This window comes from Acinetobacter haemolyticus, from assembly GCF_900406815.1.
In the GTDB taxonomy this organism is placed as follows: Bacteria; Pseudomonadota; Gammaproteobacteria; order Pseudomonadales; family Moraxellaceae; genus Acinetobacter; species Acinetobacter haemolyticus_A.
On record NZ_OVCN01000004.1, the window covers coordinates 53,496 to 66,244 of the forward strand.

Genomic DNA, 12,749 nt, shown 5'->3' on the forward strand with positions numbered 1-12,749 from the left:
ATATCCGCTCCATATGAGCGGATATTTTTATTGCTGAAGATGCACAATCTGCAATTGCAGACTGGTACTGCCATTAAATACATTACGCTCTAAACTATAGACTAAATCGACATACCCTAGCATTGGGTTAAATTCAAAACGATCTATTGCGTTAAAAGCAATCGCGTCAATTGAGTGTGACCCTACTGCCAATTTCAGTTTTAAATGCTGATCTTTAAGCCAACGATAATCAACCACTTGGAATCGTCCTTCAAACTGCGGCAAAGGGAACTTTTGCCCCCAAGGTCCAAGCTGCTCAATCCAATCCAAAGAGCTTAAATGCAAAGCTGAATCATCTAACTCTCCATCGGTCCATAAGGTGGCTTGAAATAAATCAGAATCCATCTCAGCGATCATTTGAGTAAAAACGCTTTTAAACTCATCAAAATGTTCTTTCCTAAGCGTTAAACCTGCTGCTGCTGCATGACCACCAAAATGGCTCAGTAGATCTGGACGCTGCTCTGCCACGGATTCAATCATATCTCGGATATGAATGCCATCAATAGAACGTGCAGAACCTTTGATGTGTATCCCATCTTCATCAGGTGCAAATACCAAACTTGGGCGATAAAACTGTTCTTTTAGTCGCCCAGCGACAATACCAATGACCCCTTGATGCCATTGTTCATCAAACATCACTAATGCTGGCGGTATTTGCTCAGCTGTTAATTGGATATGTTGCAAGGCAGAAAGTGCTTGTTGCTTCATCTCTGTTTCAACTTGCCGACGCTCAAGATTTAATTGATTGAGCTGCTGTGCGATTGGATAAGCGGTTTGCATATCGTTTGCAAGTAAGCATTCAATGCCGATTCGCATGCTTTCCATACGCCCTGCGGCATTAATACGAGGCCCAAGGACAAAACCTAAATCCTGTGCACGTAAACTCGCAGCATCACGTCCCGCAATATCTAATAGAGCCAGAATTCCTACACGACATTGATGCTGCTGAATCCGTTTCAGCCCCGCATCAATCAATATACGGTTGTTGTAATCCAAGGTTGCGACATCAGCATAGGTTCCCAATGCCACGAGGTCTAAATATTGAGTGACTTTACAGCTACTTTTTCCATACTGAGCACGGTAACTGGCCAATTTTGCCAATACATAAAAAGCAACGCCCACCCCAGCCAAAGCTTTACTTGGGAAATCACATCCAAGTTGATTTGGATTGACTACCGCTTCAGCAGTCGGCGTTGGCTTTGTCGTGAGGTGGTGATCGGTAATAATCACCTGCATAGCTAAAGCTTGTGCTGTTTCTACACCAGCATGACTGGAAATGCCATTATCGACCGTGATCAGCAAATCAGGCTGATAACTCTGCTTTGCCAATTCAGCAATTTTGGGCGTGAGCCCATAACCATACTTAAAGCGATCAGGGACTAAATACTCTACTCTTGCCCCCATTTCTTGTAGAGCCAAAACCATCAATGCAGTGCTGGTTGCCCCATCCGCATCATAGTCACCGATAATCACTATTTGCTTTTGTTGATCAATCGCTTGATCAATCAATTCAACTGCGACATCAATCCCTTTTAAAGTAGGGGGCAATAAATGTTTTAACTTGAGTTCAAGCTCTTGCTCTGATTGAACACCTCGTCTTGCTAATATTTCAGCAATAAACGTAGGCACGCCCTGAAACTGTTCAGGGCGTGTAAGCAAAGGTCTTTGTTGAATTTTTATCTGTGTCATTTATAAAATTAATCAACCTTTAACTTACAAATAATTGAGTTACATGAAGAGAATGAGGCGCTGAAACCAAATTAATATCAAACTTTAACGAGGGCTCAATTCTTGAACTTGCATTATGAATTCTAAAAGAAATTTGCCATCCTTCATTTAATGTGACTAGTAAGGTTGTTTGTGAATTTTCCTTATATACAACTTCTATTAATCTATTTGGGAGTTTAAGTTTTGGAACTTTAGCTTTAGGTTTAATACTTTTGAATGGTAGATTCAACGTACCATGCAAGTTATAAGATTGAATTTCAACCTTATTACTTCCCTTAATCACTTTATAAAAATCTTTGTTGCCTATTAAATACTCTACCAATCTTGCAGCAACAATCCCTGGATTTTCCTTGTCTAAGCGAATTAACTCTTCCTTAAAAGCGTCCAAAACCGGTATATATACAGAACTATGATAATCTCCTAACGTTTCCCATTTTTGTGTTGATCTACTGGCTTTCTTGATTTGAGCTAGATTATCAAAGATTGGCTTGATTTTACTAAAATAAGCATTAGTACAAGATAAACCTAACCATTTCTTACCAAAATCAATATCATTGGATAAACGAGAATGTTTTACTGCTCTATGATTATTCTTTGCAGATATACCAATTTCCCAATTTTGTGAAGAACGCAATGCTAAAACATCACGAACATCACCTGATTCTCCAGCCTTATCAGCAACAATTTCTAATTGTAATACATCATTTATATCAATTTCATTAGAAAGACGCGGCTCTAGATCAATCAAATAATTAATAGCAAAACTTGCAATCAATCTAAATTTATCTTGTTCAGCTTCAATAAAACTATTAAAACAATTCAGTGCTGTTTTATATGGTTCATTCTCAATAATTTCTATTACTGAAACAAAAGGTGTCAAACGAGCCTGAAATTCAAGTAATACCGCATATTCAAAAGCTTTCCCATTAATTGTTTGCTTTGCCACTTTCACCATTATGCAGACATCCTGTTTACAATCTCACTTAATTTTTCTTTTACAACAGTCCCATTAACCTCTTCAGAAAACGTCCTATTAGTTGATATCTTTATTGCATTTAAATCACTATAAATTTTTTCTGCTAAAATTTTTCCCATTCTTACTGGAACAGCATTTCCAATCATTTTATAGGCGGCACTAACTTTTGTATAATCAAAGAAAAATTTGTCAGGAAATGTTTGAATTCTGGCACATTCACGAATACTTAATCTGCGATACAAATGCTCTTGTCCTTTAATAAATTCACGAACATTTTGTTCTACAAACCTCATCTTAGGCGCTTGTGGATGCAATGGAGCATGCCGACCGCCAGCTTGAATTGTAAAAGAAACCTCATCCCACGATCTAACTCTATTTCTTGACATATAAATGGATGAAAAGCCACCAGTCATATATTCATGATTTAGTATTTTGCAATCAGCTCCATTAGTGAGGTTTCCATCTTTCGCAGGTAAGACATTTTCACTTAAATCACCAATTGCTTGTGCTAATGTAATTTTATCAACAGGTGTTATTGGTTTAGGAAACTCAAATCTCTTACCTAAATCTTCTCTATAACCTACAAAAAAAACTCGCTTTCTATCTTGGGGAACACCAAAATCTGCAACGTTCAAAAGCTCAAAAGAAAGTTGATACCCAATGTCTTGAAACATTTGTTTGATATGTTCCAAAGCCTCCTTATGTGCAGGTAATAACATTCCAGAAACATTCTCTGCTAGAAAGAATTTTGGTTTTTTGTCAGCAAGAATTCTCATAAATTCATAAAAAAGCTGTCCTCTTTTATCCGTAATACCACGTTTTGACCCAGCTTCTGACCAACTCTGACAAGGTGGACCACCAATGATTCCATCACAATCAGGTACTTCATCTGATGAAATATCAACGATGCTTCTCTTATCTAAAATTGTATTCTTATGATTTAGCTCGTAGGTTGACCAAATTTCTTTATCATATTCATTCGCCCAAACTACATCAAAGCCAGCTTGCTCAAAACCTAAATCCAGACCACCAGCTCCTGCAAAAAACGATACGACTTTCATAAACTGATACTTTATACTGAACAACTTGTGTAATGATCTAACCATTATCGCCAAATTGCAATTTAAAACTGAAATCATTGCGACAAAGAACGTCGTTTAATACTAAAAACTTATATCAATAGCTTAAAAAAATAATCAGACAACCCCATTCTCAGCAATAAACGTAGGCACGCCCTGAAACTGTTCAGGGCGTGTAAGCAAAGGTCTTTGTTGAATTTTTATCTGTGTCATTTATGGCATCAAACGCTGTATAACCCATTGCCCATCCTGTTTTTCATAACTCAAGCGGTCATGTAAACGATTTGGACGCCCTTGCCAAAACTCATAATAGTCAGCAATTAAACGATAACCGCCCCAAAAATCAGGTTTAGTGAGTTCACCGTGTTCACCCACTTGCTGCTGTAAGTCATAAAAACGCTGCTGTAACTCTTCTCGACTCGCAATTCTACCGCTTTGTGGGGTGCTGATATGCGCGGCGATTTGACTATCACGCGGACGCTTTAAATAATACTCAGTTGATTCATGTTCAGAGATCTTGACCACTTGACCACTGATACGAACTTGGCGCTCTAAACTTGGCCAGTAAAATAACAACTCAGCGAATGGATTTTCAGCAAGGTCTATCCCTTTTTGGCTGTCATAATTGGTATAAAAATCATAGCCTGCTTCTGTCGCACCACGTAATAACACAGTCCGTACATGTGGGCGACCTTGTGCATTTGCAGTGGCCAAAGACATCGTATACGGCTCATGTAAATGTGCCGCCAAAGCATGATTAAACCAATTCAAGAATTGCAGGTGAGGATGATCGCTGATCTGTGCTTCATGCAACTCACCTTGTTCATAACTTAATCGTAATTCACTCAGATCCTTAATCACATCACTCATTGGTATTCTCTCTTAAGCAACTTGAGCTTGCGCACGCACAGCATCAGCTAAACGGTTTGCTAACGCTTCAACTTCAGGTAAGTCATCACCTTCAACCATTACACGAATGACTGGCTCTGTGCCTGATTTACGAATTAATAAGCGTCCACGACCTTTCAACTGTTGTTCTGCTTTTTCAAACTCTTCAACTAAAGAAGGAATTGAATATGGATCAATCATTTGTTGTAAACGGACATTGACTAATACTTGCGGAAATAACTTAAAACCATCTACTAACTCATGTAAGGCTTTACCTTGTTCAACCATGACGGTAAGTACTTGCAGAGCTGCAATAATTGCATCACCGGTGGTACTTTTATCTAAAGTTAAAATGTGCCCAGATGGTTCACCACCAATACTCCAATTCTGCTCCTCAAGGGCTTGCAATACATAGCGGTCACCCACTTTTGCACGGACAAATCCAACATTGGCTTTATCTAACGCAAGCTCAAGTGCCATATTGCTCATCACTGTTCCAACCACACCTTCTGGCTTATGGTTGGCTTGTATTGCAAGAATATAAAGAATATGGTCTCCATCAATGAGATTGCCATTTTTATCCACCATTACGACACGATCGGCATCACCATCAAAAGCAATACCAAGATCTGCTTGATGCTTAACTACCGCTTTTTGTAAATGCTCTGGATGTGTAGAGCCACAGTTTTCATTGATATTTAAACCATCAGGATCATTAAATAGTGGAATAACTTTGGCACCTAACTCGCGAAACACTGATGGTCCAACACTGTAGGCTGCACCATTGGCACAATCCACGACAATTTTTAAATTATGTAGGTTGAAATGATATGGGAAAGTTGATTTGCAGAATTCGATATAGCGACCATTGGCATCTTTTACACGAACACTTTTACCTAAGTTCGCTGTATCATCAATAAGCAAATCTTGTTCAAGCTCTTGATTAATTTGATCTTGTATATTATCAGGAAGTTTCTTACCTTCACTTGAGAAGAACTTAATCCCGTTATCAAAATAAGGATTATGTGAAGCAGAGATCACAATGCCCGCGTGTGCATGCAGAGCACGAGTAAGGTGTGCAATTGCTGGAGTCGGTAATGGACCAAGCAAATGCACATACACGCCAGCCGCATTTAAACCCGCTTGTAATGCAGCTTCTAAAATATACCCTGATAAACGTGTATCTTTCCCCAAGACCACAATTGGCTTATTTTTTGGGCTATTACGTTTTAATACTTTTCCTGCAGCAAAACCCAATTTTAAAGCAAATTCTGGCGTAATCGGCAATTGTCCAAATTTGCCTCGAATTCCATCAGTACCAAAATAACTCATTTTCTACTCACTTTCTTATCGTAATATGACGCTAAGCCACATCATTTATCATCTATTTCACTTTACACTAAAACAAAAAAACCGTCAGCGAACTGACGGTTTTTCCAGCGACAAAATTACCAAAAATCAACCAACACGGTAGTTTGGCGCTTCTTTAGTAATCGTCACGTCATGTACATGTGATTCAGACATACCTGCTGAAGTAATTTTTACAAATTTCGCATTTTGACGAAGATCTTCAATCGCAGCTGAACCCGTATAACCCATAGATGAACGTAAACCGCCCATCATTTGATGTACGATGTTACCCATTGGACCTTTATAAGGAACACGACCTTCAATACCTTCTGGTACTAATTTTTCAGCACTTGCTTTTGAGTCTTGGAAATAGCGGTCAGCAGAACCAGTCGCGCCTGCCATTGCTCCCAATGAACCCATGCCACGATAGGCTTTATAGTAACGACCTTGGAAAAACTCAACTTCACCTGGTGCTTCTTCTGTACCAGCAAGTAGCGAACCTACCATGATCGTGCTTGCACCTGCGCCAATCGCTTTCGCCATATCACCAGAGAAACGAATACCACCATCCGCGATCAAAGGAATTTGATCTTTTAAGGCATTTGCAACACTATCAATGGCAGAAATTTGTGGCATACCAATACCAGCAACAATACGCGTGGTACAAATAGAACCTGGACCGATACCCACTTTTACCGCATCTGCACCTGCATCAAGCAATGCCAATGCCGCATCACCAGTTGCGATGTTTCCGCCAATCACCTGAACTTGTGGGTAATTCGCTTTTACCCAACGTACGCGCTCAATGACGCCAGCAGAATGACCATGTGCTGTATCAACAACAATCGCATCTACACCAGCATCGACCAATGCTTCTACGCGGCTTGGTGTCTCAGCACCTGTACCAACTGCTGCACCTACACGTAAACGACCGAGTTCGTCTTTACAGCTATTCGGGTAGCTTTCTGCTTTACGGAAGTCAGTCACCGTAATTAAGCCTTTAAGTTCGTTGTTTTCACCAACAACTAAAACTTTTTCAATACGATGCTTTTGTAGCAATGCTTGGATATTTTCTTTCGACTCGTCTTCACGTACAGTGACTAAGCGATCTTGACCTGTCATGATGTTACTAACAGGTTGCTCTAGATTCGTTTCAAAACGTGTATCACGTCCTGTCACAATACCGACAACTTTGCCGTCCTTAACCACAGGTACACCGCTAATATTATTTGCTTGTGTAATTGCAATCAGTTCACGAACCGTCGTTTCTGGTGTTACTGTGATTGGATCTTTCACCATTCCAGCTTCAAATTTTTTCACACGGCGTACTTCAGCGGCTTGCGCTGCGATATCCATGTTTTTATGCAAAATACCAATACCACCATTTTGCGCCATTGCAATCGCCATACGTGACTCAGTCACTGTATCCATTGCAGCCGAAACGAGAGGGATATTGAGTTGAATTCCGCGAGTTAAACGTGTCTTTAAGGAGACATCTTTTGGGAGAACAGTTGAGTAGGCAGGAAGTAATAAGACATCATCGAAGGTTAGCGCTTCTTGAACGATGGTCAGCATAACAATCTCACTGGTAAATTCCGTGAGCTATTATAAACAAATTTCACAGTGAATTTCATTTTCTAGGATGAAATAATTTCAGAAAAACCGTTACCATCACGTTTCCCTGTTTTTTGAATCCAGTTTCACAGACTTTTAATCAACCCACCTGATCATAATCTTCATTATTTGCAGCATCTTGTTCTTCAATTTGAATCAAAGGAATCATATTGTGTGCAAGTCGAGCTTTATGACAATGTTCATCACCAACCTGTACTTCTCGGCAGGTTGAGCTACGCACCGCATAAATTGAACAACTCACCTGCTGTCCAACCACGCCTTCTAACGCAATACATCTAACCTGAGTTTGATTTGTTCCTTTCATGCATGAATAAACAGCTGTGAGCGGCTCAATCATCTCACTTGGCATGACTTCAGCCTCAGCCCAATAAAACGATACACGGTAATGCGCACAACATGCGCCACAATGGACACATGTTTCAGAGGTCACAATTTGAGACAACATTTTTGTTAAAATTCTCGTTATCAAAATAAAACTCTTTAAAACGCGAATCCTAAAAAAACTTATCTACAAAAACAAGAGAGATGAACCCTATTTTTTGTATTCGACCGTCATATTTATCCTATGTTTAAGCGATTTCTGTGGGCATACTAAAAACATATTCATTCATCAGATCTACGCCACATTCCAGTGTTTCGATCCAGTCTAGAAATTGATTGATCATCTCTTTGCCAATAAAAGCTGTCCCATGCTGTGGCACAATCATCTCCAGATCCATCTGCCGAACCATACTGACCCACAAACGAATCACTTTATTGGAACACATATAGCGTTGATGAAAGCCTTTCATTTTTTTGATATGCGCATCAAAGTCAGCAATTGGCTGGCTGGCATCGTCAACAATCGAAGCACCCATATCCCCTGAAAATAAGATTTTTGCTGTCGGATCATAAAACTGGAAATTACCGACAGAATGTAAGAAATGTGCAGGTACTGCGACAATCGAGGACTGCCCTAAAGGAATAACTTGTCCCGTATCAGACAGCTCGATCAGTCGCTCTTCCCAATTTCCCTTCATGCGATCACTCATAAATGCTGAATTGAGATGCGGTAGAAAACGTGCCCACAACTTTGATGCGACAACTTTGGCATCGGTATAGACCAACCAACGAGGCATCGAGGTAATAATGTCTGGGTCCTGATGAGAAGCCATCACATAATCAAGATTTTTCAGTTTGGTGTAGCGATTAAGCTCCATGGTTAAAGGCACATATGTGAGATCACCGCCTGGATCTAAAACCGCAGCTCGCTCATGATCAATAATCAAAAATTGATTTGCTTGAATGCCTTCCCCTTTCACCAAACTGGTAAAACTAATGCATTTATGCGTACCATTATCAAATAATATCTGTGATGTTGTCCGTTCAAAACTCATAGAAACCCCAAAAAATCTTTTAAATATGAATTATTTTAATTCCATAATAAAATAATGGGATTTAAATCTAGATTCAATCATATATTGGATATTTATCATAATTTATCCAACAATCAGCTTTAGATTTATTGCTTGGTTTTAGAAAACGGATCCCTTAAAATAATAACCATTCTCATTCATGGCATTCACCTGCCATTTTGCTCCCTCCCTTGGACATCTCTATGCTTGTTACGCATCGTACTTTACTCGCAACACTTATCTTAAGCACTATGACCACGGCATATGCTAAAGAAGATCAAGACTTTATACTCCCAACTATTTCGGTCAAAGCCCAACAGCAAGATCAGGCCTATGCCGCCACGACAGCGACTTCAGCACTCAAATCCAATGCACCTCTATTTAAAACTGCTCAATCAGTTTCTGTTGTCACCCGTGAACAACTTGACCAAAAACAAGCAAGAACTCTTACGGATGCACTTGAAGGGGTTGCTGGTGTAGAAGCTGGAAAGCTTGGTCGCCGCGGTTGGGATGATTTTATTATTCGAGGCCAAACTTCTTCTGACTCGGTGTATGTCGATGGTTTAAGAATTGGGCAAAGTTCACCTACGCCTTCTGTAGCTGCTGAAATTTCGGGAATGGATCAAGTACAAATATTAAAAGGCCCCGCTTCGATTAATTTTGGTTTGGTTGCTCCGGGAGGTATGGTCAATTTAGTCACCAAACGACCTGAAGCAGAAAACTTTGCACGAGCTAGCATGACTTATGGTAGTTACAGCCTTAAAGAAGGGACTTTCGACTTAAACTATAGCCCAAATAAGAGTGAAAAAGGTGCCTTCCGTTTAAATGGTCGTATCTCTGATCAAGATGATCCAACTGACTACGTTTATTTTAAAAATTACTACATCTCCCCCTCTTATAACTTTGACTTAGGGGATAACACTGATCTTTCTGTCATCGCAAGCTATCAGCATCGAGAATATATTCGCCAACAAGGTTTACCTGTCATTGGTACATTAAAAGATAACCCTAACGGCGCTATAGACCGAAGTTTATATATTGGCGATCCTCATTTTGGTAAATATGAAGCAGATGTATATCGTACTGGTTATATGTTTAAGCACGCCTTTGAAAATGGATGGAACTTTAACCAAAACTTTGCCGTACAAAAAACTGAAATGGATGGTCAAGCAGTCTTTGCCCGTACAGGTAGTAACTTTTGGGCAGATAAAAACTACACCACGATCAGCCGTAAAAATAACAGTCGCCACCAAATTATTGATAACTTAAGTTATGCAATTGATAATCGTTTAAATAACCAATTTGAATTATATGCCATGCAGCACGACATCAATATAGGTGTTGATGCCTTCCAAGAAAAAAGTGATTACACCAACAACCGTTGTAATGTCGGTGATTTAAACATATACACTCCCGTATATGGACAAACTGTTATTTGTTCCAATCCTGTCAGCAACCACGATATTAACCGTTTAAAATACGCAGGTTTATATATTCGTGACCGTATTCAACTCAATGATCAATTACTGTTAAGTCTATCTGGTCGCCAAGATTGGGCACAAACTCAAACTACAAGTTTGATTACGGGAAATAGCAGCAAACAGTCTGATGAAGCATTTACTGGTAGTGCTTCTGTCATGTATACCCTCAATGACATTGTGGCGCCTTATGTCAGCTACGCGACTTCATTTACTCCAAACAGTGGTACTGATATCAATAGCAATCCGTTTAAGCCAGAAAAAGGAAAACAGGTAGAAGTTGGGATGAAGTTACAAAGCCCAGACCAACGTATTCAAGGTGCTATTGCTTGGTATGACTTAAAACGTCAGAACGTAGTTGTTAATGATTCAGTAAATTCAAATGAAAAAGTACAACGTGGTGAACAATTAACTCGTGGTATCGAAACTGAACTCAGCTCAGAAATTTTAGAAGGCCTAAAATTAATAGCTGCCTATACCTACACAGCCGATGCCAAAATTAGTAAAGACGCCGATAGTAGCAATATTGGCAAAGCACTTAATAATGTCCCAGAACACAGCTACAGTTTCTCTGCACGTTATAAATTTGATCCCACATCAAAACTTGGCTGGTATGTAGGTGGTGGATTCCGCGGTGAAACTTATAAAACTATGGATAAACTAGATGTCCATATTCCAGGTTATACCGTCTTTGATACTGAAGCAGGCTATGATGCGGCACATTGGGGTGCCCAATTGGCAATTCGCAATATGTTTGATAAAGACTATTATGCGGGTGCGCTCAATGAGAATCTCATCACCTTAGGCAATCCACGACAGATTAATTTTACTGTGAAATTTAACTATTAATCATTTAAAGCCCCTTTGATCAAAGGGGCTTTAAAATTGTAATACGCTCTAATCAACAAAAACTCAACAACTTCTGCCAAAGCGTGTTTTTCAGATTACAACCCTAAAAGAAATAATGCTGAAGCAAAGTAGACACACCGATAATCAAGAAAATGGCAGCACCGACTTTATGAATCAATGAAATCGGCAATTTATCAGCAATCTTGTGCCCAATGAACACCGCTGGCGCATTGGCAATCATCATCCCTAAGGTTGTACCCATCGTCACCCAAAAGATACTGTCAAAACGTGCAGCTAAAGCAACCGTTGCAATTTGGGTTTTATCTCCAATTTCTGCCAAGAAAAACAAGATAAAAGTCGCACCAAATACACCAAACTTTTGCCATTTATTAATGTTCTCTGATTCATCGCCCAATTCATCCGGAATCAGCATCCAAATCGCCATTCCAATAAATCCAAGCGCCAGAATCCACAACAAAATTTCAGGGCTGAGTACAGTTGTAATCCACTGACCTAGTACAGCAGACACACCATGGTTGATCAAGGTCGCCAATAATATAGCAATTAAAATCGGAATCGGCTTACGGAATCGCGCAGCAAGTAACAATGCCAAAAGCTGAGTTTTATCGCCCATTTCTGCAAGGGCAACAATCGAAGTTGAGATGAGAAATTCATACATAATGGATTGCTCTGGCTAGCATATATACCGATGACCTATCCCTCCTGCTAGCCAAAATCAAATGAATTGATGCAGAGTGATAAATCAAAGGTCTTGCCAACAAAAGCACAGCGTGAGCTGCTTTGGTTCTTTGCTATGATGACCATGTTCGGTTGAACAATTATGTTGATCATCACCTCTTTACTTTGCGTAAAGAGCGGCTACTCCCCAATGAAGTTTAATTATTTTAACAAATCCCTTCCCCATTTAAAATCTCTAAATTTAGATTTTTTGATAACACCATAATCCATAACGTAATATACCCAACACACAAGCAAAAAAAAGATTACTCCCTATAAAACCCATACTGCCCCAACTGCTTACACCACCCACTTGCTGTGCTTGATATTCCATTGTCATCGCGACTGTAGCAACCATTACTTCTAACCCCATCACCATATAGAATACCCATTCCCACGGGAAATGCAGAACACTCACCCAGAGCCCCATAGCAATAAACATAACCAGCAATAACGGCAACATTATTTTATATACCGCGAACATTATTACTCCACATCAGATCTCCTTATTTAGTATTCATTTTAGATAAAAAATTGCACAAATAAAGCACTACATTGATTCAGGCTATTCAAAAAAAGAAAACCCCGCAATTGC

11 protein-coding genes, 1 pseudogene and 1 riboswitch are annotated in these 12,749 nt (G+C 39.6%); of the genes and pseudogenes, 1 reads left to right on the forward strand and 11 read right to left on the reverse strand.

The features are described from left to right. Positions 1–27: 27 nt before the first annotated feature. From recJ to DK207_RS03790, 9 genes and pseudogenes are all read right to left on the reverse strand, one after another. Positions 28–1,728, reverse strand: coding sequence for a single-stranded-DNA-specific exonuclease RecJ (recJ, locus tag DK207_RS03755; protein WP_109440031.1), 1,701 nt, complete (start codon positions 1,726–1,728; stop codon positions 28–30). A gap of 19 nt (positions 1,729–1,747) precedes the next feature. After that, positions 1,748–2,722 (reverse strand): HaeIII family restriction endonuclease, encoded by a 975-nt coding sequence (locus tag DK207_RS03760; RefSeq protein ID WP_109440032.1) that lies wholly within the window; start codon positions 2,720–2,722, stop codon positions 1,748–1,750. Beyond that, positions 2,722–3,804, reverse strand: a complete 1,083-nt coding sequence (locus tag DK207_RS03765; protein ID WP_109440139.1) for a DNA cytosine methyltransferase — start codon at positions 3,802–3,804, stop codon at positions 2,722–2,724. The genes DK207_RS03760 and DK207_RS03765 overlap by 1 nt, the downstream gene beginning before the upstream one ends. A 150-nt stretch (positions 3,805–3,954) precedes the next feature. Further along, positions 3,955–4,035: pseudogene (locus DK207_RS16065) on the reverse strand (hypothetical protein); the annotation flags it as partial. Further along, the gene (pdxH, locus tag DK207_RS03770) at positions 4,036–4,692 is read right to left on the reverse strand and encodes a pyridoxamine 5'-phosphate oxidase (RefSeq protein ID WP_109440033.1); all 657 of its coding nucleotides are present in this window, start codon (positions 4,690–4,692) and stop codon (positions 4,036–4,038) included. Positions 4,693–4,704: 12 nt separating this feature from the next. Further along, complete coding sequence (gene glmM, locus DK207_RS03775; protein ID WP_109440034.1) at positions 4,705–6,042, reverse strand: phosphoglucosamine mutase; 1,338 nt, start codon at positions 6,040–6,042, stop codon at positions 4,705–4,707. Positions 6,043–6,168: 126 nt separating this feature from the next. Further along, the gene (gene guaB / locus DK207_RS03780) at positions 6,169–7,635 is read right to left on the reverse strand and encodes an IMP dehydrogenase (protein WP_109440035.1); all 1,467 of its coding nucleotides are present in this window, start codon (positions 7,633–7,635) and stop codon (positions 6,169–6,171) included. Positions 7,636–7,774: 139 nt separating this feature from the next. Further along, positions 7,775–8,140, reverse strand: a complete 366-nt coding sequence (locus tag DK207_RS03785; protein ID WP_109440036.1) for a YkgJ family cysteine cluster protein — start codon at positions 8,138–8,140, stop codon at positions 7,775–7,777. Positions 8,141–8,264: 124 nt separating this feature from the next. After that, positions 8,265–9,071, reverse strand: a complete 807-nt coding sequence (locus tag DK207_RS03790) for an MBL fold metallo-hydrolase (RefSeq protein ID WP_109440037.1) — start codon at positions 9,069–9,071, stop codon at positions 8,265–8,267. 221 nt (positions 9,072–9,292) lie between these two features. Between DK207_RS03790 and DK207_RS03795 the strand changes: the two genes are divergently transcribed. Then, positions 9,293–11,416, forward strand: coding sequence for a TonB-dependent receptor (locus tag DK207_RS03795; protein ID WP_109440038.1), 2,124 nt, complete (start codon positions 9,293–9,295; stop codon positions 11,414–11,416). Positions 11,417–11,519: 103 nt separating this feature from the next. Here DK207_RS03795 and DK207_RS03800 read toward each other — a convergent pair whose 3' ends face one another. Both DK207_RS03800 and DK207_RS03810 read right to left on the reverse strand, forming a co-directional pair. Beyond that, a complete protein-coding gene (locus tag DK207_RS03800; RefSeq protein ID WP_008942147.1) occupies positions 11,520–12,095 on the reverse strand; it encodes a TMEM165/GDT1 family protein in 576 nt (191 codons plus the stop codon). Between the two features lie 83 nt (positions 12,096–12,178). Further along, a riboswitch (yybP-ykoY riboswitch) is annotated at positions 12,179–12,316 on the reverse strand. Positions 12,317–12,356: 40 nt separating this feature from the next. Continuing rightward, positions 12,357–12,638, reverse strand: coding sequence for a hypothetical protein (locus DK207_RS03810; protein WP_075314415.1), 282 nt, complete (start codon positions 12,636–12,638; stop codon positions 12,357–12,359). Positions 12,639–12,749 lie beyond the last annotated feature (111 nt).